We start from the raw sequence: 24,996 nt of genomic DNA on the forward strand, positions 1-24,996 counted from the left end.
TTAGAACCGGAACGTTGTGCGCAGGTTGAAGATATTCGTGTCCAACCCGCCGCCCGAGCGGGTGACATCGTCAAAATCCTGCCGCAGTGCTTCGCCACTGATGACGAAGTTCTCGCCGATGGGATAGGCAATGCCGATTCCATAAACCGCCGCTGTGTCGTTCTCTTCCGAGGTTTCAACACGCGCAGCGCCGACCACGACATAACCCATTGCCGCGCCAAAATCATACCCGCCGCGAAACTTCAGCCGGGTTATGCTGTCGACGCTGCCCTGATCCTGACCAAGGTTGAGGGACAGGCGGTTATACTCCAGCTCACCTCCCAGAACGAAGGCGCCGAAATCGCGGTTATACCCTACATGAGGTCCGAAAACGGTATCGTTGCCACCCGCGCCGCCGGACCCGTCCGCATCCGCATAGCCAAAGCTGAACCCGGCGTAGGCTCCCGTCCAGTCCTCGGCCGAGGCCGGGCTGGTCATCGCTATCGTCGCAGCGACAATAAGGGCCGAGAGGGGCTTCATACACGTCTCCAAATCAGGCGCATCGCCGGTTTTTTGCGGACCAAACACCCGCGTATCTGAGTGTTTAACCTAGGAACGCCACTGCTAAATTCAAATCTGCATCAACGATAAGTGAATGCAGTATAACAGATTTCCCCCATAGCGGGTTAAAATCTCTTTAAGGTACGTGCAAAAGGCCTGAGTGGGCCTCTGCGCCATAATAAACGCCCCGAACACCAGCGTGAACGGAGCGTTGGCTTGGCGCCGGTCGCGCCTTTATAGATAGTCAGACCGCTGCAGACCGTATTTTGCCATCTTTTCGTTCAGAGTCCGGCGCGGCAGGCAAAGCTCATCCATCACCGACGCGATTGAGCCCTTGTGGCGACGCATGGTGTTGTCGATCAGCATCCGTTCGAACGCTTCCACGTATTCTTTCAGGGGTTTGCCCTCGGTGGTCATTACCGGCTGCATTTCCTCGTGATCGGACATCAGCAAGGACGCAATCGTGCCCGAGCCACGACGCGATTGCAGCACCGCGCGTTCGGCGATGTTAATCAACTGACGCACATTGCCCGGCCACGGGGCTTGCAAAAGTTGCGCCGCTTCCTGCGCACTAACCTGAGGGGCGTCACAGCCGTATTCCTCGGCGAACTGTTCACTGAGGCGGGTGAACAACGTCAGGATATCTTCTCCTCGCTGTCGCAGCGGCGGCATGGTGATCCGAAGGGCGGCCAGACGGTAGAACAGGTCCGGGCGCAGCACGTCCTCGGAGGTCTTACCCGCCTCTTGCAGGTTCGAGATCGCAACGATCCGCGTTTCCGCAGGGGTGCCCTGCTCGTTCATCACGCTCAGCAAGCGGGCCTGCAAGGTGTCGCTCAACGCCTCAACATCTTCCAGAACCAGTGTCCCGCCACGCGCCTCTTCAATCGCGGGAAGCTGCGCATCCTCGGGCATCATCGGGCCGAACAGGCGTTTGGACAACACTTCTTCTTCAAGTGCCGCGCAGGACACCAGAACGAATTTCTTGCCCGCGCGGCTGCCAACGGCGTGCAGAGCATGCGCGACTAGCGTTTTGCCAGTGCCTGTCTCTCCGTCGATCAGCACATGGCCGTCCGCCTGCCCCAGATCGAGGATATCTTCGCGCAGACGCTCCATCACCGGGCTGGCGCCGATCAGTTTGTTCATGATCTGCGTACCACCCGACAGCTCGCGCCGCAGGGCGCGGTTGTCCAGCGTCAGACGCCGCGCGTTACTGGCGCGTTTGGCCAGTTCCGACATGCGGTCCGGGTTAAAGGGCTTTTCAAGGAAATCAAACGCGCCAACGCGCATCGCCTCGACCGCCATTGGAACATCGCCGTGACCGGTGATCATGATCACCGGCAGTGTACTATCGGCCCCCATCAGTTTTTTCAGCAATTGAATGCCGTCCATGCCGGGCATCTTGATGTCCGAGATCACGATCCCCGGGTAATCCGGCCCGAGAACCTTAAGCGCATCTTCGGCGCTGGCAAAGGTCTCAGTATCATATCCCGACAGTGCCAGCCATTGGCTGATCGACTGGCGCATGTCCTGTTCGTCATCGACAATGGCGATCTTCATGGCCTGTGCCATAGTATTCCCTCGTGTTATTCAGCGGCCTCAAGGCCGTCGCTTCCCAGTATCGGCAGTTGCATCTCGAACACCGCGCCACCTTTCTGGCCGTTGCGTGCGGTCAGCCGTCCACCATGGTCGTTCACGATCCCCGACGAGATAGCAAGCCCCAGCCCGACCCCATCGCCGGGCTGCTTGGTGGTGTAGAAGGGTTCAAACAGGCTTTCGATATCCTTAATACCATACCCGTTGTCGCGCACGGTCAGCACCGCCATGTCGCCCGCCGCCAGGATGATCTCAACATCCGGTTCAGCTACAGATTTGGTGGCGTCCAGAGCATTGCGCAAGAGGTTGACCATGACCTGCTCGATCCGCATCCGGTCCCCCATCACAATAACAGGGTCTTCGGGAAGGATTTGAGTAATCTTCACATGGCGCTGCCTCAGCTGAGGCTCCATCATCGACAGTGACGAGGCCAGTGCTTCGCCAAGGTTTACAGGCGAAAACGCATCCGCCCCCTTACGCGCGTAAGACTTCAGCTGCCGGGTAATTGCGCCCATCCGTTCGATCAGACCATCAATACGACCAAAGCTGGCGAGGGCTTCTTCCGGTCGGTTTCTGCGTAGCAGCAGACGCGCCCCGGCGAGGTAGGTTTTCATTGCAGCCAGAGGTTGATTAAGCTCATGGCTTACCGCCGCCGACATCTCACCCAAGGCGGCCAGTTTCGAGCTTTGCGCAAGCGTCTGTTCCGCCAAATCCAACGTCTTTTCAACCCGTTCGCGCTCAGCGATTTCCCGCTGCAGCCTCGCGTTCAATGCGCGAAGCTCTGCCGACTCGCGCTGGAAAAGAACCACGCGCGAGGCGGCGCGACGGCTGAGCAGATAGAACGCCGCCGCCAGGAGAATCGCAAAACCCATGATTTCCAGCGCCAGCACGCTGTTCACCTTTTCGCGGATGGAGTCATAGGTGGTGAACGAGGCCATCTGCCAGCCGCGGAACGGTATGCGAGTCTCAAGCCTTATGACGGCCTCACCTTCCAAATAGCCATCCGGCGGCAACGCAGACCAATCGGCCGTGGCCCGCAGTGCGCGCTGGATCGCGCTTTCTGGCGTCTGCCGCAACATGGCCGAGCTTTCGTCCAGCCCCCGCCATTGCGGCTCGGTCGACAGAATGATGTTGCCAGTGCTGTCTCGCACCAGCACGGCATCAGAAATCCCGGCCCAGGCGCGTTCGAATTTCTGCAGGTCGACCTCAACCACGATCACGCCGAGGATCTCGGAATTCGCCTCGATCCTGCGGGAATAGATAAAGCTGTAGTCGCCGGTTTCGCGTGGGCTGACCGTAAATATCGTCGCGTTCGAGCGGATTGCGTCCACAAAATAGGGCGCATTGCGATGCCCTTCGAGCAGGCGATTGCGGTCAGTAGCCGCCACCGTCACGCCATCCCCGTCCATAAGCATCAAGGACGCGGCCCCGATCTCTTCAACGAAAGAGATCAGACGCTGGCTGGACAACAGGTAGTCACTGGATTGCAGCGCCGAGATCAGCGTCGGGTCCCGTGACAGAAGCTGCGGCACAATCGCGTTGCGCCGCAATTCGCTGAGGAGGTTGCCAGAATAGAGGGCAAGGCGCAGCTCAGCACGGTTGCGGGTCGACTCGGTGAACCGGTCAGTCAGCAACCGGTTCGTCACCCAGATCGTCGCAACGGCGGTCAAAAGGACGAGAATAACAGCCACACGCAGCCGCCACCCCAAAGGGGCGCCGCGAAATGGACGGGTCATTTTGTCCTTGATCGAGTGAAGGCCTGAACTCATTCCCGAAAGTTACGCGGGCTGAGCGGCGACCTCAAGTCACGCCGGGGCCAGAACGCCGGACAATGCGCGGAACAATGCCGTCCCGTCGGTACCGCCATGCCCCTCATCCGCTGCGCGTTCGGGGTGCGGCATCATGCCAAGAACGCGACGGTTTTCCGACAAGATGCCCGCGATATCCCCGACCGACCCGTTTGGATTCTCGGTATAGGTGAACGCGATCCGGTCCTGATCCTTCAGCGCGGACAAGGTGGCGTCATTGGCGAAATAGTTGCCGTCATGGTGGGCGATCGGAATGCCGATCACGTCGCCTGCATTGTAGCCTTGCGTGAAGGCACTGTCGCTGGTTTCCACCTTCAGGCCAACCGTCTTGCAGATGTATTTCAGACCGGCATTGCGCAGCAGCGCGCCGGGCAGAATCCCGGTCTCAGTCAGGATCTGGAAACCGTTACAGATACCAACGGCATAACCGCCACGCTCGGTATGATCGACCACAGCCTTGCAGATCGGCGATTGTGCGGCGATGGCCCCACAGCGCAGGTAGTCGCCGTACGAGAAGCCACCGGGAACGCCGACAATGTCGACCCCCTCAGGCAGCGCGGCATCCTTGTGCCAGACCATGTCAACGGCGAAGCCGGCCTGTTCAAAGGCTACGGCAAGGTCCCGGTCGCAGTTTGATCCGGGGAATACGATGACGGCTGCGCGCATGGCGGACCCTCCTAGCAAGTAAAATCAGTGACAATCGCCACACCCGGAGGTGCAGGAGCGTCGAAAGCGGCAAGTTCTTCACTCACCTGGTTCAGAGATACGTGTCGTGTCACGAGAGGGCTCAGATCAAGATCCGTACCCGTGATCAACGACAGAAGCGATGGATAGCGCCAACTAGGTATCCCTCGTGTTCCATATACAGACAGCTGACCGGAATAGAGCACATCCATCGGCAGCGTCATAGCAGCATGATCGCCCGCAGGCATGCCGATTTGAACCATGCAGCCCAGTTTGCGCAGGGACCGCATCGACGCCACGGTCGTGGCTTCAATCCCAAGCGCCTCGATCGCCACATGGGCACCGCCGCCGGTTATATCTTTCACCGCTTCAGGCGCATCGCATGTCGCCGCGTTCACAACAGCATCCGCGCCCAGAGATTTGGCGTAGCTCAACTTGTCTTCCGAAATATCGACGACAACCACCCGTGCGCCAAGCGCCTTGCCCAACAACAGGGTTGAGACGCCTACTCCGCCACCGCCGAACACGGCCAGCCATTCGCCGCCTTGTAGCTGCGCGCGTCCAACCAACGCCTGCCACGCGGTCGTGATCCGACATCCCAACGCCGCCGCGATCTCGGGCGCGAGTGTCTCGGGCAATTCCGTCAGATTGGCATCCGCATGCGCAACCGCAATATACTCGGCGAAAGCACCGTCACAGGTAAACCCCGGCACGACCTGCTCGGCGCAGGTGGTTTGATTGCCTTGGGCACAGTCCTGACAATGACCACAGGCCAGAATGAAAGGCGCAATCACCCGATCACCGATCTTCCAACGGCGGACGCGGCTGCCCACCGCAACCACCTCGCCGCAATATTCGTGGCCGGGTGTCATCGGGAGGATCACATCCGGGTCTGAACCCGACCAAGCATGCCAATCTGACCGGCAGACTCCGCAGGCCAACACTCGGACGACAACGCCATCCTCGGCCGGTTCAGGGTCGGGAATGGTGGTCAGCTCCAGCGGCTGGCCATAGGTGATCAGACGCGCCGCCCGCATCCAATCAGACCAGTTCGATCTCGTAGCGTTCGATGACGGTGTTGGCCAACAGCTTTTCGCACATCTCGGTCACGTCTGCCTCGGTAGCGCCTTCGGCCAGTTCCAGATCAATGACCTTGCCCTGGCGCACAGCTTTGACCTGATCAAAGCCCATGGCACCCAATGCGTGGCGGACCGCCTCACCCTGAGGGTCCAGCACCCCGTTCTTGAGCATCACATGCACCCGTGCCTTCATCTTCGCAACTCCACCTGAGGGCCACGATCGAAGGCCCATTTCGTTGCGCGGGGGATAGCGCGGTTGCGCCTTTGGGACAACCCTGTTTGCGGCGAAGATTGAAAAGCTACGAAAGGGCGTGCCTCAAATCTGTCCGCGCGGGTGATGCGGGTCGAACGGCATACCCTGCTCTCGCACGAAAAACGCCGCCCAGATCGGGGCGGCGCTTTGCAAATCTTTTAGGCAGAGGCCGAGATCAGTTGATCAGCGTCGGCTTGGTCACGTTGCTTTGCGGCAGAACACCCAAGCGGCGCGCGACCTCGGAATAGGCGTCGGTCAGGTTGCCGAGATCGCGGCGGAAAACATCCTTATCCAGCTTCTGGCCGGTTTCGATATCCCACAGGCGGCAGCTGTCGGGGCTGATCTCATCAGCGACGATCAGACGCTGGTAATCACCGTCGAATACGCGGCCGATCTCGATTTTGAAATCAACCAGTCGAATGCCCACGGCCAGCATGACACCGCTCATGAAGTCGTTCACGCGCAGTGCGAGGCTGAGGATATCGTCCATGTCCTGCTGGCTGGCCCAGCCAAAGGCCGCGATATGCTCTTCGGTGACCAACGGATCACCCAGAGAGTCGTCCTTGTAGCAGTATTCTACAATCGGACGCGGCAGCTGCGTGCCCTCGGCAATGCCCAGACGCTTGGACATCGTACCGGCGGCATAGTTGCGCACAATCACTTCCAGAGGGACGATCTCGCAATTCCGCACCAACTGCTCGCGCATGTTCAGGCGGCGGATGAAGTGGTTTGGAACACCGATCTGGGTAAGGCCGTTCATGAAAAACTCGGACAGGCGATTGTTCAGAACGCCTTTGCCATCGATCACGTCTTTCTTTTCGGCATTGAACGCGGTGGCGTCATCCTTGAAGTACTGCACGATAGTGCCCGGCTCGGGGCCTTCATACAGAATCTTGGCTTTGCCTTCGTAGATTTTCTTGCGACGCGCCATCGGGGCCCCTTCCATATCGGCAATACGCGCATATCGCGCGGCTGCGGCCCTCATAGAGCAGCCCGCCCCAACCCGCAAGTTGCCTCGTTGTATTCCATCGAAGCATCCGCTTTTCTACGGTTCCTCATACGGTATTGAGCACACTTAAGACCTGCCAAGAAAGCCTGCGTGCAGCAACACAGCGCATTTGGTCGCGCAAAGCCCATTTTCGCTATACATTCCGAAATTCGTTTCTTATCTAGATGAGGAATGTCCACGCTATGAGGTCCCAATAAAATGACCACGTTCGACGAACGCGAAAACGCCTTTGAAGCCAAGTTTGCCCATGACGAAGAAATGCAGTTCAAGGCACAGGCCCGCTGCAACAAACTGCTGGGCCTCTGGGCGGCGGCAAAGCTGGGGAAAACCGGCTCTGACGCGGACGACTACGCCAAAACCGTAGTGATCGCCGATATGGAAGAGGCAGGCCACGAAGATGTCGTGCGCAAAGTCTCGGCCGATCTGGGCGGTCTATCCTCGGATGACGAAATCCGCGCCAAAATGGCCGAGCTTCTGCCCGAAGCCAAAGCGCAAGTCATGAGCGAGACCGACTAAGCCACCCGTCCCCTCATGATCTTCATGAGTAATATGAATTTGATTTGACGCCCCGGTCATGAGACACGGGGCGTCTCATATTCATACGGGCGCTTTGCGCCTAATACGTCGGACCAAGCCCATGACAAACACCTTGACCCAGCTTCTCGAGACCAAAGAGGCCATTCTGGCCGATGGTGCGACCGGAACCAATCTCTTCAACATGGGTCTGCAATCCGGCGATGCGCCTGAGCTTTGGAATGTGGATGCGCCGGACAAGATCCGCGCGCTTTATCAGGGCTCGGTCGATGCGGGCAGCGATCTGTTTCTGACCAACACCTTCGGCGGCACCTCGGCCCGGCTCAAGCTGCATGACGCGCAAAACCGCGTGGGTGAGCTGAACCGCATTGGCGCTGAACTCGGGCGTGAGGTCGCGGACAAATCCGGACGCACCATCGTGGTTGCCGGCTCGGTCGGCCCCACCGGTGAGATCATGGAGCCGGTCGGAAGCCTGTCGCATTCCGAGGCGGTCGAGATGTTCCACGAACAGGCTGAGGCCCTCAAAGACGGCGGCGTCGATGTTCTGTGGGTCGAAACAATCAGCGCCCCCGAGGAGTTCCGCGCCGCTGCCGAGGCCTTCGCATTGGCGGATATGCCCTGGTGCGGCACCATGAGCTTTGACACTGCCGGGCGCACCATGATGGGCGTCACTTCGGCTGATCTGGCCCTTCTGGTCGAAACATTGCGCAACCCTCCGATTGCGTTTGGCGCGAATTGCGGCACCGGAGCGTCGGATATCCTGCGCACCGTGCTTGGGTTCACTGCGCAGGGGACAGAGCGGCCTTTGATCTCGAAAGGCAATGCGGGAATCCCGAAATATGTCGAAGGTCACATCCACTATGACGGCACTCCCGAGCTGATGGCAGATTATGCCGTTATGGCCCGTGACGCAGGTGCAAAGATCATCGGTGGTTGCTGTGGCACCATGCCCGCACATCTTGAGAAAATGCGCGCCGCTCTGGACAGCACAGAGCGTGGCGCGCGCCCGACGCTTGATCAGATCACGGATGCGCTTGGGCCGTTCTCATCCGCCTCGGATGGCACCGGCGACGACGCCGCGCCCGAGCGGCGCACCCGACGCCGCCGCCGCGCCTGAGTTAGCGCCCCTCGAATTTCGGGGGGCGTTTTTCCATGAAGGCCACCACGCCTTCGGCGAAGTCACGTGAGCGTCCACATTCCCCCTGCAAATGCGCCTCGGTCGCCAATTGCTGTGGCAAGGTCTTCTCATAAGTACCGCGGAGCGCCTGTTTGATCGCGCCATAGGCCGCCGTCGGCCCTTGGGTCAAATGCGCAGCCCGGCTGCGCCAATGGGTATCAAATGCATCATCGCCGACCGCTTCCCAGATCAGGCCCCAATCATCGGCCTGACGCGCGGTGATCTTGTCAGCAAACAACGCGGCCCCCATGGCCTTGGCCAGCCCCATCTGACGCGGCATGAACCATGTGCCACCCGCATCCGGCAGCAAACCGATGCGGGAAAAGGCCTGCAGGAAATACGCGCTCTCGGTCGCGATCACCACATCGGCACAGAGCGCAAGGTTGGCCCCTGCCCCAGCTGCCGGTCCGTTGACCGCAGCAATGGTAGGCACCGGGCTGTCATGGATGGTCTCAAGCATCGGCTCGTATTCATCACGCAGCGATCGTTCCAGGTCGATCTTTCCGGTCGAGGACGCATCGCCCAGATCCTGCCCGGAACAAAAGGCTGGTCCGGCCCCGGTCAACACGATGCACCGCGCATTTCGGGCTGCGTGTTTCATCGCGTGGGTGATCTCGGCCCGCATCTGCGTGGTCAGCGCGTTCATCTTGTCGGGGCGGTTCAGCGTCAGCACTGCCAGCCCGTCCGTGATGTCCAGCAGGATCGTTTCGTAGTCCATTAAAGCTCTCCCTCGCGCCTCTGCGTGAACGGACACTGCCGTATTCACAGGCCGAGGAAAAGCGGAACCACGCGTCAGTCTTTCAGAATTTGGCGCAGGCGTTCTTTTTCGGCGTCGCTCAGCCCGTCGCTTTCGCCCAATGCTTGCGCCTTGGCCCGGTTGCGCAGAAAGACCAAGCCGACACCGGCCGCAATCAGCAACATGATCGGCCCGGCCAGCCACAGCATCAGGTTCGAGCCCGTAACCGTCGGCTTCAGCAGCACATATTCACCATAGCGGTCGACGATGAAGGCGATCGCCTCTTCATCCGTATCCCCGGCCACGAGCCTTTCGCGTACCAGCAAGCGCAGGTCGCGCGCCAGATCGGCGTTGCTTTCGTCGATGCTCTCATTTCGACACACCAGACAACGCAACCCGGTGCTGAGGTCGCGGGCGCGTTGTTCCAGCACCGGATCGTCCAGCACTTCATCCGGTTGCACAGCAAATCCCGGTGCCGCCAAAAGCATAAGGATCAGGATCAGACGTTTCATTCTGCGGGTACTCCGGCAGACGGGGCTTTGCGTGCGCCAGCCGCAACTCGGAATCGTCGGTCGCAGAGGCTGAGGACGCCACCCAACGCCATCATGAGACATCCGGCCCAAATCCAGTTGGCGAAGGGCTTGATATAGGTCCGCAAGACCCAGCCCCCATCCGCCTGCTGATCCCCAATCACCACATAGAGATCGCGCATGACCCGGTAGTCAATAGCGGCCTCGGTGGTGGGCATACGAGCGACCGGATAGTCACGTTTTTCGGGATGCAGCGTCCCGATCATGCGCCCGTTGGTCTCCACCTTCACATCCGCCATGGTCGAAAAGTAATTCGGCCCTTGCACGCGATTGACATCCTCAAGCGTTAGAGTGAATTGACCAACTTCGAAGGGCTGCCCTGGCTGGGCGACGCGGATATCCTCAACCTCCCACGCGGTCAGACCGGCGATGGCGAAGATGGTCACACCCAGACCCGTGTGGGCAACCGCCTTGCCCCAATCGGCCCCCGGCAGGCGGAACAGGCGTTTCACGCTGCCGTTGCGTCCCGTCCGGCTCCATAAATCAAGAACGGCGCCGAAGGTGATCCATGCGCCCAGAAACAGACCAATTGGCCCCAAGGCACTGCGTCCCGTCTGCATGGCCCAGACCAGCACGCCAAGGGCGACGGCCAGCACAAACGCATAGCGCAGCGACCATGCTGTTTTGCCCAGTTTGCCGCGCTTCCACGGCAACATCGCGCCAACCGGCAAGACCAACCCTAACAGCACCATGAATGGCGTGAAGGCCGCGTTAAAGAACGGAGGTCCGACCGAGAGTTTCCGGTCAAACATCATCTCGGCCACCATCGGCCACATGGTGCCCACGAACACTACGAAACAGCTGACGGCCAACAGCACGTTGTTCACGACCAGCGCGCTTTCCCGGCTGACCATGCCAAAGACGCCCTTCGCCTCCATCGCCTGCGCTCGCGCCGCAAAAAGGGTCAGCGCGCCACCGATAAAGAACACGAGTATCAACAGAATGAACACGCCCCGCTCTGGATCTGTCGCGAAGGCATGGACCGAGGTCAGAAGCCCCGAGCGCACAATAAATGTCCCGATCAGCGAAAATCCGAAGGCGATAATCGCCAGCAGGATTGTCCAGCTCTTAAGCGCCTCGCGCTTCTCCACCACGATGGCCGAGTGCAGCAACGCCGCCGCCAGCAGCCATGGCATGAACGAGGCATTCTCGACCGGATCCCAGAACCAGAACCCCCCCCAGCCCAGCTCATAATAGGCCCACCACGACCCCAGAGCGATCCCAATGGTCAGAAACACCCAGGCGGCAAGCGTCCACGGCCGTACCCACCGGCCCCAGGCCGCATCAATACGGCCCTCGATCAATGCGGCCACGGCAAAGCTGAACGCCATGCTCAGGCCGACATAGCCCAGATACAGAAACGGGGGATGGAATGCCAAACCAGGGTCCTGCAAAAGGGGGTTCAAATCGCGCCCATCAAACGGAGCAATCGCCAGCCGGTCGAACGGGTTGGATGTAAACAGGATAAAGGCGAAGAACGCCACGGCCACAGCCGACTGCACAGCCAAAACGCGCGCTTTCAGCGTGGGCGGCAGGCCTGCACCAAAAAACGCGGCCATCGCGCCGAACAGCGTCACGATCAGCACCCATAACAGCATTGAGCCTTCGTGGTTCCCCCATGTCCCACTGATCTTGTAAATCATCGGTTTCGCGGAATGGCTGTTCTCTACCACGATCCTCAGTGAGAAATCAGAGGTTGTAAACGCCCAGACCAGCGCTCCGAAGGAGAACGCAGTCAGCAGGAATTGGGAGATTGCCGCCGGTTCTGCAAACGCCATCCATCCGGCCCAGCGTTTCGACGCCCCGACCAGGGGCACCACGCTTTGCACGATAGCGACGAAGAAGGCGAGGATTAGCGCGAAGTGACCTAGCTCTGTAACCATAGGGCAGGATATATGCCGGAGGTACGGCAATCGCCAACCACTTTCGTTTGATTTCGGGGCACATAGTGTCGCAACTCAGCCCCTTTCGCGACGCCAATCCTCTAAAGCCGGGTTTGCATCAGCCAGCAGGCTTTCTTGCACCAAGCGCGCATCCGACCCTGTATCTGCTACACCGGGTCGATCACTGCGCATATTTCCAAGCGCATCAAGGTTAGCCAGAACTGTCGGAGTCCGCGCCATCACGGCCGAGATCTCGCGCTGCAATTCCTGCGATTTCGCCTGATGGCGCGCCCCGAAATAGAACGAGACAATCACGCCCAACAACCACCACAAAGGCTCGGGCACGAGCGCGATCCCCTGCATTCGCGCCGAAAACCAGATCGGATCGATCATGGCTGCAGCAAACAAACCCAACGTTCCCAGCGCCAAAGCCGGACGCGGAAGCCGGTTCAACCCGTCCATGAACCGGTCGAACATGCCCTTGGGCGGCCTTTGAAACTCAGCCCCGAATTGGGTCATGGCCTGAGTTTGCGCCACCATCCGGCGTTGAGCGCCCGCATCGGCGTTTTCCCGAAAAACCTCTGCGGTTTCGCGCACCACGTTGCGCCCGCCACCGAACAAGAACCCCAAAACGCCCGAGATCAATCCCATCCCGCAACCCTCCTCTGAAACGCCTCATTGCTCAGGTGATAGCGATCAGACAGGAACTCTTCCGCCCGCCTGATCCAACCGCCTTTCCCGCCCGCACGGGTACGCGCATACTTTCGCGACGCGGGCCGCCGATCTGCGAGCCGAAAGTAATAATTCCGCCGCGCCACCCCATAAGCGTCCCGCAACTGAACTGGATTCGGGCGCGCCGCGTCTTGACTGGCGCGTATGGTTTGAGGACCGATAACCCCGTCTACTACAACGTTAAAACCCATCTTCACCAACAGCGATTGCAAAATGCGCAATGCATGCGCGCCCGAATTCACATACATATCGAATACGCTGGACTGCAGCGCCTCGGGCAAAGCGTCGATCCCCGGTTTCTCAAAATAGTGCTGCACAAAGATATCAACCGCCTGCGCGCGGCTGAGCGCCCGCACGTCGGCGGCATTAACCACCCCGTCCCGCGTTAAATCCAACCCCAAACGGCGCATCGTGTGAATGGTCACGCCGAAATTGGTGGCTCCTCCCGGATCATCCCGATCATCCACGAACCCGCCTTCCCGACGCACAATCTCTTCGGCAATCTGTTGTACCGTCTGCATCACGACCCCCACCTGCATCAGTCGAGGAAACGATCCTGCAAACTCCTTAACAACCCCAAACGAAACAGAGCGCCGCCTGCCACCCGCACGCAACGCCTCCGCTTCTGTTCAAAAATACCTCCGCCGGAGGCACGCAGCACAGCTGCGTTCAGCTTTCGCCCGGATCCTTGTAAACGCCCTGTTCCTTCAAGGCGTCCATGACCTCTTTCGGCATATAGGTCTCATCATGTTTGGCAAGTATTTCAGTCGCTTCAAACACACCGTTCACGTAGCGGCCGGTCCCGACCATGCCTTCGTTTTCCGAGAAGAGATCCGGCAGAACCCCGGTAAATGCCACCGGAACGCTCTCTCCGCCATCGGTGACTACGAAACGCACCGTTTCACCTTGCCCCCGGACGATAGAGCCCTCTTCGACCAGACCACCGATCCGAAACACCTCGGTCGGCGAAGGCGGTTCGGCGATCACTTGGCTGGGCGAGCGAAAGAAGTTGATGCCATCGCGCATCGCATACCCAATCAACGCCGTCGACACCGCCAGCGCCGCTACGGCCACCAGAATGATCTGAACTCGACGACGTTTCTTGAGCGTTTTCATACCGTCCTCACGGGAACAAGGGGGCCATCATCAGCCCTTGGGTTTCATCGTCACCTAACATCAGGTTGGCATTCTGCAAGGCCTGCCCACTGCTACCTTTTGTCAGGTTGTCCAAAGCGGCTATCACAATCGCGCGCCGTTCGATCCGATCCGCAACAACACCGATATGGCAGAAATTCGATCCCCGCACATGGTGGGTCGAGGGCGCCTCGCCCATCGGCAGAACCTCAATGAAAGGCTCGTCAGCATAGGCTTTTGCCAGCGTTTCGTAAACGCTCTGCGGGTCGCCCTTCACGTAGGAGGTCGCCAGAATACCCCGGTTCGCCGGGATCAGGTGCGGCGTGAATTGGATATGCACCGTGCGACCGGCCAGTTTTGAGAACTCCTGATCGAACTCGCCCAAATGGCGGTGCGTGCCACCGATGGCATAGGCATTCGCGCCTTCGCTCAGCTCGGCATGCAGGAGATTTTCTTTCAACGATCGGCCAGCGCCCGAAACGGCGCATTTCAGATCGAGGATGATGTCGTCCAGATCAATAACACCGGCTGAAATCAGCGGCCGCAGCACATATTGCCCGGTCGCCGCATTGCAGCCCGTACCGGCCACCAGCCGTGCTGTCCGGATATCGTCGCGATAGAACTCGGTCAGGCCATAGACCGCCTCTTCCTGCTGCTCCAACGCGCTATGCGGGTTGCCGTACCATTTTTCGTACTCGTCGGCGTCCTGGAGGCGGAAATCAGCGGAAAGGTCGATGATTTTCAGGTTCTTCGGCAAGTCCCGGATCACTTCCTGACTGGTTTTATGCGGCAACGCGCAGAAACACAGGTCAATCTGGGAAAAGTCGATCTCAGAAATCTTGCACAGATCCGGCAGGTTCATGTGGCGCAGATGCGGGAAGACCTGAGCCATCGACAGGCCCGCCTTACGTTCCGCCGCCAGAGCCACGATCTCCATGTTCGGATGCTCAGCGATCAGCCGCACCAGTTCGGCGCCAGTATAGCCCGAGGCGCCCAGAATTGCGATTTTATGGGTCATGTCAGACCTCTTCTTTGCGTGTGTCACATATCATGACCGCCACTGTGACGGTCTTTGATTTAGAAAATCAGACGGGTGGCGTCCTTGACCTAAATCAGGCCGCCTCAAACGAGATTTGTCGTCGGAGGAACTGTGTCGCCCGATCGCTGACAAAACCGGGCTTGCCGGTGGTCAGATAGCCGCTTTCTCCCTCACCCAGCATGGTCGGGTGGCGCTGCAGATAGTCGGCCAGGCTTTCGGCCACCAGTTCGCCCTGGCTGAACACCTGCACATCCGCGCCCAGAGCGGCCTGAAACGTCTCGGCCATCAATGGGTAGTGCGTACAGCCCAGAATGGCAGCTTGAGGTTCGGGCATCTTGCGTTTCAACGCATCCACATGGCTTCGAACCAGTGCCTCGGCCAGAATCAAATCACCGTCTTCAATGGCATCGACAACGCCGCCGCAGGCCTGTGCCTCGACATCCACACCAATCGCGCGAAACGCCAGTTCCCGCTGGAAGGCGCGGCTGGAGACAGTAGCGGGCGTTGCAAACAAGGCCACATGCTTGACGGCCACTTCTCGTGGAGGCGAGTTGTCGCCCCATTGCCGCTCGGTCAGCGCCTCGATCAGAGGGACAAAGACCCCCAGAACGCGCTTGCCCTCCGGCACGCCCTCCTCTTGCATCCGACGCAGGGCAGCCGCGCTGGCGGTATTGCAGGCCAGAATCACCAGATTGCAGCCGCGATCCCACAGGTCGTAGACCGCCTTGCGGGTCAGCTGATAGATATCCTCGGCATCGCGCACGCCATAAGGCGCATGCGCGCTGTCCGCGAAATACAGGAAATCCACGTCGGGCAGCCGTTGCTGCGCGGCGTTCAGGACGGTCAAACCGCCCAAACCGGAATCAAAGATACCTACTGCCATTAGCCTTCAGGCGCGATGCCGTTCCTCAAATTCATAGCCGTAGTCAAAAGACTTCAGCGGTGTCGGAGACAGCTCATACGTGGCTTTGCGCAGGAAATCCATCATCTTGCGCGTATCCTTGCTGAGTGGGTCCAGAACATCACGGCCAATCGGCTCGCCGATCACAACTCTCACAGGTGTATCGACGCGTTTCTTGAACTCCTTGATCAGCAAACCCATCCGCAGAGTATTGTGCAAATGGCTAGCGATCTGGAATAGACGAGAAGTGTGGCCGTCGAAGAAAACCGGCACCACGGTCGCGTTCGATTTGGCGACCATCCGAGCGGTAAAGCCCCGCCAACCAGGGTCCATCGGGTGGTCGAACGGCGTGAGAGCCGTGCTGACGGTTCCACCCGGAAAAATCCCGATCGCGCCACCATCGCCAAGATAGTTCAACGCGGTTTTGCGGGTTTCAAGGTTCAGCTTCATTGCCTCTTTCGTCTCATCAAAAGAGATCGGCAGGATGATGCGGTTCAGATCTTCTGCCTTACGGAACACGCGATGGGCCAGAATCCGGAAATCGCCGCGCGTTTCAGACAGGATATGCCCCATCATCAATCCGTCCAGAATGCCGTAAGGGTGATTGGCAATCAGGATTAGAGGGCCGTCCTTCGGGATATTCGACAGCGCCCCGCCCACAACATCCAGCGTCAAACCGTAGCGTTCGACCATGACATCCCAGAAGTCGCGCCCCTTGGCGACGTCTTGTTCATACCCGTCCGCACGCTTAATCAGGCGCATGCGGCCTGTCGTGTTTTCCATCAGCTTGATGACCATCCGACCGCCCTTGGTTTCGGCGGAATGGGCATAAGAAATGTCTCGAACGACATGACGGCGCGAGGGCATCTGAGGACTCCGGAACTAACTGCCTGCATTATACGTTAAGCGGAGATTTTGCCTAGCGAAGGTGACAGGTTTGTGACGCCTCATTCCGCCGCAGCGCGCATCTCCGGTCCTCCGCTGCGGATCGCGGCCAGCAGTTCCTCGCGCCGTTTCGCAGCTTTGGCTTCGTTTTGCATCAAAACGGGGCCAAACCCACGTATGTCGAGCGGCAAACGGGCCAGTGCAACAATCGCATCCTGCGTGTCTTCCGTTATCAGAGGCAGTACCTCTTTCATGTCCTGTTCGTACTGTTTGATCAGCGCGCGTTCCATCCGCCGCTCGGCTGAGTAGCCGAAGATATCCAAAGGCGTGCCGCGCAAACTCTTCAACTTGGCCAACAGTTTAAGAGGTCCAAGCATCCATTCCCCAAAGGCGCGCTTGCGCGGCCTGCCATTGCTACCCTCCCCACCAAAAATCGGCGGGGCTAGATGGAAAGTCATGTTGAAATCGCCGTCGAACTCGGCTGCGGCCTTGTCCCGGCTGGTCAGTAAAAGGCGTGCGACTTCGTATTCATCCTTGTAGGACAACAGCTTGTGATAGCCTTTTGCTACAGCCTCGCGCAGCCTTTCATCTGCTATACCGTCCACCAGCTTGCGGTAGCGTTTCGCCAATCGGGCCGACTGGTAGTCGGTCAGGTGCTGCGCCCGGAAGTCGATCATTTGGTCCAGGGTCTTGGGCAATTCCGAGACGGAAGGTGCCAGTATCGCCTGTGCCTCCTCCGGGTGTAGAACAGCCCAGCGACCCACGTCAAAAGCCCGTTTGTTGCGTTCCACGGCGGTTCCGTTCAGCTCAATCGCGGTCATGATCGCCTCATGACTGACAGGCAGAGTACCGCGCTGCCATGCCGCGCCGAAGACCATCATGTTGGAGTAGATCGAATCGCCCATCACGATCTTGGCCAGATCGGTCGCATCGAACAGGCTCACCCCGTTCTTCAGCCGCGCTTGCAGCGCCAGCTCCAACTGCTCGCCCGGAATACGGAATTCTGTATCGCGGGTAAAATCGCCGGTCACCGTGTTGTGGTTGTTGACCACCGCGCCGGTCTGTCCGGCCCGTGTCAGGCCCAGAGTTTTTGCCCCGGCCGAGACCACGAGGTCGCCGCCGATCAGCGCATGCGCCTCGCCGGTTGCGACGCGAATGGCGCTAATATCTTCCGGTCTGTTCGCCAGACGGCAATGAATGTGCACCGCGCCGCCTTTTTGGGCGAGGCCGGCCATCTCCATCATACCCGCGCCTTTGCCGTCAATCTGTGCCGCTTGCGCCAGAATCGCCCCGAGGGTCACAACACCTGTGCCACCAATTCCGGTGATAACCACATTATGCGTACCCTTGATTTGCGGCAGATCAGGCATCGGCAGATCGGGCAGATCAAGCTGTTTGGTCGCCTCTTTCCGGATCTTTGCCCCTTCCAAGGAAACAAAGGACGGACAGAACCCGTTCAGGCACGAGAAATCCTTGTTGCAGCTGGATTGATCAATCGCGCGTTTGCGGCCCAGTTCGGTCTCCTTGGGCACGATTGAGACGCAGTTTGACTGCACCCCGCAATCACCGCATCCTTCGCAAATATCTGTATTGATGAAGACGCGTTTGTCCGGGTCCGGGAACTCACCGCGCTTACGGCGACGGCGTTTCTCAGCCGCGCAAGTCTGGACATAGACGATGACCGAGACGCCTTCGATCTCGCGGAACCGATCCTGCACTTTCATCAACTCGGCACGTTCAAAGCTTTCCACGCCCGAAGGTAGAGCCCCAAGGTTCACGTCTTCCTTCTCATCATAGACCAGCGCAACATGCTGCACGCCCATGGCTTTGACCTCGGCCACGATCCTTTCAGCCGTCAAATCGCCTTCGTTCCCCTGCCCGCCAGTCATGGCAACCGCATCGTTGAACAGGATTTTAAAGGTGATGTTTGTGCCCGCCGAAAGCGCCGCCCGGATCGCTTGCACGCCCGAGTGGTTATACGTCCCGTCGCCGAGGTTCTGGAACACGTGTTTGGTGGTCGAGAACGGAGCCTCGCCTATCCAGTTCGCACCCTCGCCGCCCATCTGGGTAAAGCCAGTCGTCTCCCGGTCCATCCACTGCACCATGTAGTGGCACCCGATACCTGCATAGGCGCGGCTGCCCTCGGGCACTTTGGTTGAGCTGTTATGGGGACAGCCCGAGCAGAAATAGGGCAAACGCGTCGCGATTTCTTGTGCGTTATCAGCCCGTCGCGCCTCGGACAGTTTGGCGAGGCCTGCGCGGACACCATCCGTATCGCGCCCCTCTTCGATCAGTATTCCCCCAAGCTTTTCGGCAATCATGATCGGGTCCAACGCGCCGCGTGTGGGGAACAACTCCTCACGATGCAACGTACCCGCGCCACCCTTGTACCAGCCATAAACGCGGCGACCCCGGCGGTCGTCAAAGATCGCCTCTTTGACCTGCACCTCGATCAGCTTACGCTTTTCCTCAACGATCACGATCAGGTCCAGACCTTCGGCCCAATCATGGAACCCGGTCATATCTAGCGGGAACGTCTGCCCGATCTTGTAAGTTGTGATGCCCAGCCGTTCTGCTTCGGTCTCGTCAATGTTCAACAAAGAAAGTGCATGGGTCAGATCCAGCCAGTTCTTACCTGCCGCTACGAACCCGATCTTGGCCCCCGGCTTGCCCCAGACACGTTTGTCCAGCTTGTTGGCATGCGAGAACGTCTCGGCCGCGAAACGCTTGTAGTCGATCACGCGGGCCTCTTGCAGATGCGGCGTATCGCCAAGACGGATGTTCAACCCACCTTCGGGCATGTCGAATTCGGGGATCACGACGCCCATCCGGTCGGGCCTGCCATCGACGACCGAGGTCACCTCGATCGTGTCCTTCATCGTCTTCAGACCGACCCAGACACCCGCGAACCGGCTGAGCGCAAAGCCGTAAATGCCGTAGTCCAGAATCTCCTGAACGCCTGCTGGGCTGACCACGGGCATATACATATCGACCAGAGACCATTCCGATTGGTGCAACACGGTGGAGCTTTCACCCGTATGGTCATCACCCATCGCCATCAGTACACCGCCATATTGCGCGGTGCCCGCCATATTGGCGTGACGCATCACATCGCCCGACCGGTCAACCCCCGGCCCTTTGCCGTACCAAAGACCAAACACGCCGTCATACCGGCCATCGCCGCGCAGGCCCGACTGCTGGCTGCCCCAAAGCGCGGTGGCGGCAAGATCCTCGTTCAGCCCATATTGAAAGGTCACATCGCTTTCAGCCAGATAGCGCTGGGCGCGCATCATCTGCTGATCCACCGCACCCAAAGGTGAGCCACGATAGCCTGTCACCAGTCCGGCGGTGTTCAACCCGGCCTGTTGATCGCGGGCCTTCTGCATCAACATCAGACGCACAAGCGCCTGTGTTCCGTTCAAAAGAACGGGTGATTTCTCAAGATCGAAGCGGTCGTTCAGCGTTATGAGTGGCTGACTCATCAGACGTCTCCCCTCGTCAGATCAGTGTGCTTTATATTCACGCATTTTAGGTCATAATTATTGACCTGTATAGCCATTATCCCCTGAATCCCAAGGATTTCATGGTTTGATTGTGGAACTTGTTACCTATTTCATATAGGGCTTCACGAGGATAACGAAAGTTGCGGCGATGGATTGGGACAAGCTTAGAATATTTCACGCGGTGGCCGATGCCGGCAGCCTGACCCATGCGGGGGACAGGCTCAATTTATCTCAATCCGCCGTGAGCCGTCAGATCCGCGCGCTGGAAGAATCACTCGATGCGACCCTGTTCCACCGCCACGCACGTGGTCTGATTCTAACCGAACAGGGTGAGTTGCTGTTTGATGCAACCTCGGCCATGTCCAAACGTCTAGACGCCGCCGCCGCGCGCATCCGCGACAGCGAAGAGGAAGTGTTCGGCGTCCTGCGCGTGACCACCACATTCGGCTTCGGCACCCTGTGGCTCGCCCCACGCCTGCCTAAGCTCTACGAACAGTACCCCGATTTGAACATCGACCTGATGCTCGAGGAACGTGTTCTGGATCTGCCCATGCGTGAGGCCGATGTCGCCATCCGCATGAAGGAGCCCAGCCAGGCCGATCTGATCCGTAAACGCCTGATGACCGTTCAGATGAAGCTCTATGCCACGCAGGAGTATCTGGAATCCCATGGCGGAATGCTGAAATCGCTTGAAGAGATCAAGGAACACCGTCTGATCAGCCAGACACCCTCGGCCCCGCAGGTGGGCGCAAGTGCGGCGATGGTGCGCCATCTGATGACCTTCAATCCGGGGTCCTTGCTAACCGTGAACAACTATTTCGGCGTTCTTCAGGGCGTGTTGCACAATTTGGGAATTGGCGTCCTGCCCGACTACGTGACGCAGGACTTCCCGCACCTCGTTCCGATCTTATCAGAAATCGAAAACGCGGACGTTCCCGTTTACCTCGCCTACCCGGAAGAATTGCGCCATTCCAAGCGGGTCGGAGCATTCCGCGACTTCGTTCAGGACGAGATCATCGCGCAACGCAAACAGCTGAAAATGATGGGTAAACTCTAGCTATGCACTCGCAGCATAGCAGCAATGCTGAACGATCAGATTAAAACTTCTTGAACGTTCACAAACCGACCCCTAAATGAGCACTCGAAGGCGGTGATGCTGAAACGCTCATCATCTTCATACCTCCCTGTTGGACTATGGCCGAGCTTAGTGCTCGGCCTTTTTTTTGGCTTCTCCCAAATTCATTTTTTAGTTTTCCCCAAACTCACCGTCCAGAGCGATCAGGGCTATTTACCAGACGTCAAAAAGCGCTTGCAAATCATTTGATTGAGTGAATCTATTCTATGGATGTGAGGTACAGGAGGTTTCAGCGATGGTATCGGTTCGTTCAGTATTGCGTCAAATTCCCGACCCGCGCGGTAAAAAGGGCCGTCAACACCCACTTGAAGCGCTGGTCGGGTTGATGCTTCTCTCCATGCTCAGTGGGCGCAAGGGTATGATGGCGGCGTTCCGCCTTGGTCGTACGCTCACGCCGCGTCAACTCATGCGCTTGGGGTTCCGTCGCGGGCGCGCGTCACCCTGCCATGCAACGCTAACGGAAACGCTACGTATCCTCGACCCGGCTACCCTGGCGCAGGCGTTTGGGCGGCTTACGGCACCAGCACAAGATGATGAAGCTCACCATCAGATCGCCATTGATGGCAAAACTCTACGCGGCAGCAAGGACGCGGCAGGCAAGGCGGAACATGTGTTGTCGGGGTTCTGCGCGACGCTTGAACAATCCGTCGGACACACATCATCGCGTGGCAAGGGCATGGAAATACCTGATGCCCTGCGGCTGCTGAACCAGATTGACCTTGCGGGACAGATCGTCACCGGGGATGCCATTTTCTGCCAAAAAACAGTCACTTCCAAAGTTGTGGAGAGGGGTGGCGATTACGTGTTCCCTGTAAAGAACAATCAGAAAGACCTGCGGGGAGAAATCGAAACGGCGTTCAAGACGCCGGTTTTTCCCCCTGTTGGAATGGCGGGAGACGCCGCAATCGGGGCACGGCAGAATCGACCAGCGTTGCATCGAACTCCTTCCCGTCGAGGCATTGAGTGAGCACATGCGCAAGCAGTGGCCAACGATCCGCAGTATCGCCTGCATCAGCCGAACCCGCGAGCATATCCGCGCCGGGCAGATTACCAGAACACAGGCCGAGACAGTGTATCTCATCACCAGCCTGACGCGGCCCAAACCCAAAGACATCCTGCGCCTGAACCGTAACCATTGGCGCATCGAGACCATGCACCGCGACAAGGATGTCACTCTGGGAGAGGATCGCTACACCAACCGATCTGACAACGCGCCACGCAATATCTTTACCCTTGTCAGCGCGACCAGAACCTTGCTCAAGCGCATATCGAAATCACCAACAAAGGCTATCGAAATGATGCAGGACAACCGCGCAAGGGCTATCAGAATCGTCACAGATCAACCCAAAAACACCTTTCTCTGAATCGCCCTGCAGAGCGATGAAATTTCTGGGAAAATCACCGACACCTGCCTATGATCCGAAAAAACGTTTAAAAATTCGTGTTCGAGGACAGAACCATGATAAGCCCCCTCCGCCTTCTGGCGGCGATTTTTTCACTATTTTTACTGGTCGGCCCCCTGCATGCCCAAGTTGCGGGCACGTCGACCTCCAGCGCGCCTGCCACCGTCGATATCCCCGAGGACCTGACACCCGAACAAGTGGACGATCTGGTCGCCCGTATGTCGGATGATCAGGTCCGCTCGATCCTGTTAGAGCGTCTGGACGCGGTGGCAGAGAAAAACGCAGCCGCTGCAGAGGATCGCGAGGATCCGATTACCGAGTTGAATGAAGTCTGGAGCGAAATGGTCGCCTCGTGGACGCATGTCATAACGACCGTCCCCAATCTCTTCAGCGCGCAAGCCACCGCCATCAAGAATTTTGCGACCACTTTCACCTCATTCGGTGCGTTGGTTCTGATGGGGCTGGTTGCTAGTGTTCTGGTTGTGGGCTTCATCGCCGAAAAACTGTTCGAGATTCTGACCCGCCGCTGGCATGTCCAGACCGAGGCCGAAGCCGAAGGCGATCTCTGGGGCGCTGCCCGCTATCTTTTCGGTCGTTTCTGTCGGGAAATCGCGGGGCTTGTAGTTTTTTACGTGGTCATCCGCGCGGTTGGGCGCGGCCTGCTTACGCCCGAACAAATCACCTATGCCGGGCCGTTTGTGTTCTACCTGATCTGGGTGCCACGGCTGGGTGCCGCCGCCTCGCGCTTTGTACTGGCCCCGAACAAGCCGCATTACCGTCTGGTCAATATCGACGATCACTGGGCGAAGTATCTGCATCGCAACCTGATCGGGCTGCTGATCCTGATCGGTTTCACCCTGTTCCTGCTGCACTTCAACAACCTGAACGGCATCACAGGGGATGATACGCGTATCGGCTTCTGGCTGAACGCAGGCATCCACATTTATATTGGCTTGATCGCATGGAAAGCGCGCGAAGGTCTTTCGCAGATGATGCTGGGAACTGACCCGGACCACACCAAGTTCGACGAGGAAGTGGCACATTATTACCCGTACTTCGCCATCGCGGTCTCGGCAGCGACTTGGCTGCTGGTCGAGTTCCTGGTGGCTCAGCGCAACCCGGCATCGCTGGCTCTGCTGGTTCAGGGCGCGCATTTCACGACCATGTTCTGGCTGTTGATCGCCCCGGCGCTCGACACACTGATCCGAGGGCTTGTCCGGCATCTGCAACCGCCGATGCAGGGCGAAGGTTCGGTGGCTGAACGCGCTTACAAGTCAACCAAGCGCAGCTACATCCGTATCGGTCGGGTTCTGGCGGGCATTCTTGTCATCTTGATGATCGCCAATGCCTGGGATCTCGATCTGCAGGAAATCGCTGGTGGAGACGCGGATTCAGGCAGCAAACTGGTGCAGTTCTTCATCATCATCGCCGTCGGCTACATCCTCAATGAGGTCGTCTCGCTCTGGATCAACCGCCGACTGGCGAAAGAGATGACCGCCGCGCAAAGCCCGGACGAAGAAGCTGGCGAAGGCGGCGGTGCTGGTGGCTCGCGTCTGGCAACGGTTCTACCGCTGCTGCGCGTAACGGCTCAGGTGGCGATTGCCGTGATCTTCGTTTTGCTGGCACTCGGCGCCCTTGGGCTGGATATCACACCGCTTCTGGCTGGTGCCGGTATCCTGGGTCTGGCCATCGGTTTCGGTGCGCAAAAACTGGTGTCTGACATCGTTGGCGGCATTTTCTTCCTGATCGACGATGCCTTCCGCGTGGGTGAGTATGTCGATGTGGGTGGCACCACCGGCACGGTCGAGAAGATCTCGATCCGCTCTATGCAGCTGCGCCACCATCGCGGTCCGGTTCACACTATCCCCTATGGTGAGATTCAGAAGCTGACCAATTACAGCCGCGACTGGGTCATCATGAAGCTAAAATTCACCGTGCCTTTCGACACCGATCCCAACAAGGTGAAGAAGATCTTCAAGAAGATCGGTGCCGAGATGATGGAGGACGAGACCCACAAGGATGGCTTCCTGCAGCCGTTCAAATCTCAGGGCGTGTTCGACTTTGACGATGTGGGCATGATCATCCGGGGCAAGTTCATGGCCAAACCCGGCAAACAGTTCACGCTGCGCAAAGAGATCTTCAACCGGGTCAAGGCGGCCTTCAAGGAGAACGGCATCGACTTCGCCCGCCGCGAAGTGCGCGTTGCCATACCCGGTCTGGATGACGCTGAACACCTGAGTGAAGACCAGAAAGCAGCCGTTGGCGCCGCCGCTGGAGCGGTCGCGCAGCAGGCGCAGCAACAGGACCAACAAAAGTAAATTCAACCCGGCACGCGGCAGTCTTGGTCGCGTGCCGATCCCTCGATTGAGGCTCTGCCC

General features: G+C 58.7%; 23 protein-coding genes. 6 read left to right on the top strand and 17 right to left on the bottom strand.

Annotation, left to right across the window (positions count from 1 at the left end; translation table 11 throughout):
• From ACOERD_RS15625 to purC, 7 genes are all read right to left on the bottom strand, one after another.
• Positions 1–519: an outer membrane protein gene (locus ACOERD_RS15625; protein ID WP_419739646.1), complete on the bottom strand. Its 519-nt coding sequence runs from the start codon at positions 517–519 to the stop codon at positions 1–3.
• Between the two features lie 255 nt (positions 520–774).
• Positions 775–2,109, bottom strand: coding sequence for a sigma-54-dependent transcriptional regulator (locus ACOERD_RS15630; protein ID WP_170373631.1), 1,335 nt, complete (start codon positions 2,107–2,109; stop codon positions 775–777).
• Positions 2,110–2,123: 14 nt separating this feature from the next.
• The gene (locus ACOERD_RS15635; RefSeq protein WP_419739647.1) at positions 2,124–3,869 is read right to left on the bottom strand and encodes a sensor histidine kinase; all 1,746 of its coding nucleotides are present in this window, start codon (positions 3,867–3,869) and stop codon (positions 2,124–2,126) included.
• Positions 3,870–3,938: 69 nt separating this feature from the next.
• Positions 3,939–4,607, bottom strand: a complete 669-nt coding sequence (gene purQ / locus ACOERD_RS15640) for a phosphoribosylformylglycinamidine synthase subunit PurQ (RefSeq protein WP_419739648.1) — start codon at positions 4,605–4,607, stop codon at positions 3,939–3,941.
• Between the two features lie 11 nt (positions 4,608–4,618).
• Positions 4,619–5,662, bottom strand: coding sequence for a zinc-dependent alcohol dehydrogenase family protein (locus ACOERD_RS15645; RefSeq protein ID WP_419739649.1), 1,044 nt, complete (start codon positions 5,660–5,662; stop codon positions 4,619–4,621).
• Positions 5,663–5,666: 4 nt separating this feature from the next.
• Positions 5,667–5,897, bottom strand: a complete 231-nt coding sequence (gene purS, locus ACOERD_RS15650) for a phosphoribosylformylglycinamidine synthase subunit PurS (RefSeq protein ID WP_419739650.1) — start codon at positions 5,895–5,897, stop codon at positions 5,667–5,669.
• A 235-nt stretch (positions 5,898–6,132) separates the two neighbouring features.
• Positions 6,133–6,888 (bottom strand): phosphoribosylaminoimidazolesuccinocarboxamide synthase, encoded by a 756-nt coding sequence (gene purC / locus ACOERD_RS15655; protein WP_170467720.1) that lies wholly within the window; start codon positions 6,886–6,888, stop codon positions 6,133–6,135.
• Positions 6,889–7,164: 276 nt separating this feature from the next.
• Between purC and ACOERD_RS15660 the strand changes: the two genes are divergently transcribed.
• Both ACOERD_RS15660 and bmt read left to right on the top strand, forming a co-directional pair.
• Positions 7,165–7,482 (top strand): DUF1476 domain-containing protein, encoded by a 318-nt coding sequence (locus ACOERD_RS15660; protein WP_170373627.1) that lies wholly within the window; start codon positions 7,165–7,167, stop codon positions 7,480–7,482.
• A gap of 121 nt (positions 7,483–7,603) precedes the next feature.
• Positions 7,604–8,617 (top strand): betaine--homocysteine S-methyltransferase, encoded by a 1,014-nt coding sequence (gene bmt / locus ACOERD_RS15665; protein WP_419739651.1) that lies wholly within the window; start codon positions 7,604–7,606, stop codon positions 8,615–8,617.
• A gap of 1 nt (position 8,618) precedes the next feature.
• Here the strand turns inward: bmt and ACOERD_RS15670 are convergent, their stop codons facing one another.
• The 10 genes from ACOERD_RS15670 to ACOERD_RS15715 form a co-directional block, all read right to left on the bottom strand.
• Positions 8,619–9,395, bottom strand: coding sequence for an enoyl-CoA hydratase-related protein (locus tag ACOERD_RS15670; protein WP_419739652.1), 777 nt, complete (start codon positions 9,393–9,395; stop codon positions 8,619–8,621).
• Between the two features lie 74 nt (positions 9,396–9,469).
• Entirely contained in the window at positions 9,470–9,925 is a 456-nt protein-coding gene (locus tag ACOERD_RS15675; protein WP_170467085.1) for a cytochrome c-type biogenesis protein, read from the bottom strand.
• A complete protein-coding gene (locus tag ACOERD_RS15680; RefSeq protein ID WP_419739653.1) occupies positions 9,922–11,886 on the bottom strand; it encodes a heme lyase CcmF/NrfE family subunit in 1,965 nt (654 codons plus the stop codon). Before ACOERD_RS15680 ends, ACOERD_RS15675 begins: the two co-directional genes overlap by 4 nt.
• Before the next feature lie 75 nt (positions 11,887–11,961).
• Entirely contained in the window at positions 11,962–12,537 is a 576-nt protein-coding gene (locus ACOERD_RS15685) for a holin family protein (RefSeq protein WP_419739654.1), read from the bottom strand.
• A complete protein-coding gene (locus ACOERD_RS15690; protein ID WP_419740152.1) occupies positions 12,528–13,139 on the bottom strand; it encodes a holin-associated N-acetylmuramidase in 612 nt (203 codons plus the stop codon). The genes ACOERD_RS15685 and ACOERD_RS15690 overlap by 10 nt, the downstream gene beginning before the upstream one ends.
• Before the next feature lie 148 nt (positions 13,140–13,287).
• Positions 13,288–13,734: a cytochrome c maturation protein CcmE gene (gene ccmE / locus ACOERD_RS15695; protein ID WP_170458116.1), complete on the bottom strand. Its 447-nt coding sequence runs from the start codon at positions 13,732–13,734 to the stop codon at positions 13,288–13,290.
• A gap of 7 nt (positions 13,735–13,741) precedes the next feature.
• Entirely contained in the window at positions 13,742–14,770 is a 1,029-nt protein-coding gene (gene argC, locus ACOERD_RS15700) for an N-acetyl-gamma-glutamyl-phosphate reductase (RefSeq protein WP_419739655.1), read from the bottom strand.
• Positions 14,771–14,864: 94 nt separating this feature from the next.
• Positions 14,865–15,674, bottom strand: coding sequence for a glutamate racemase (locus ACOERD_RS15705; protein ID WP_419739656.1), 810 nt, complete (start codon positions 15,672–15,674; stop codon positions 14,865–14,867).
• A gap of 6 nt (positions 15,675–15,680) precedes the next feature.
• Positions 15,681–16,559: a lysophospholipid acyltransferase family protein gene (locus ACOERD_RS15710; RefSeq protein WP_170665191.1), complete on the bottom strand. Its 879-nt coding sequence runs from the start codon at positions 16,557–16,559 to the stop codon at positions 15,681–15,683.
• Between the two features lie 80 nt (positions 16,560–16,639).
• Entirely contained in the window at positions 16,640–20,059 is a 3,420-nt protein-coding gene (locus ACOERD_RS15715) for an indolepyruvate ferredoxin oxidoreductase family protein (protein WP_419739657.1), read from the bottom strand.
• Positions 20,060–20,228: 169 nt separating this feature from the next.
• Here ACOERD_RS15715 and ACOERD_RS15720 point away from each other — a divergent pair, with 169 nt between their 5' ends.
• The 4 genes from ACOERD_RS15720 (at position 20,229) to ACOERD_RS15735 (ending at position 24,936) form a co-directional block, all read left to right on the top strand.
• Positions 20,229–21,137: a LysR family transcriptional regulator gene (locus ACOERD_RS15720; RefSeq protein ID WP_170373615.1), complete on the top strand. Its 909-nt coding sequence runs from the start codon at positions 20,229–20,231 to the stop codon at positions 21,135–21,137.
• 313 nt (positions 21,138–21,450) lie between these two features.
• Positions 21,451–22,182, top strand: coding sequence for an ISAs1 family transposase (locus ACOERD_RS15725; RefSeq protein WP_419737869.1), 732 nt, complete (start codon positions 21,451–21,453; stop codon positions 22,180–22,182).
• Positions 22,097–22,579 (top strand): ISAs1 family transposase, encoded by a 483-nt coding sequence (locus ACOERD_RS15730; protein ID WP_419737870.1) that lies wholly within the window; start codon positions 22,097–22,099, stop codon positions 22,577–22,579. Before ACOERD_RS15725 ends, ACOERD_RS15730 begins: the two co-directional genes overlap by 86 nt.
• Before the next feature lie 95 nt (positions 22,580–22,674).
• Positions 22,675–24,936 carry a mechanosensitive ion channel family protein gene (locus ACOERD_RS15735; protein WP_419739658.1) on the top strand — a complete coding sequence of 754 codons (2,262 nt, stop codon included), beginning with the start codon at positions 22,675–22,677 and terminating at the stop codon, positions 24,934–24,936.
• Positions 24,937–24,996 lie beyond the last annotated feature (60 nt).

It is taken from the genome of Ruegeria sp. (genome assembly GCF_965199275.1).
Taxonomy (GTDB): Bacteria; Pseudomonadota; Alphaproteobacteria; order Rhodobacterales; family Rhodobacteraceae; genus Ruegeria.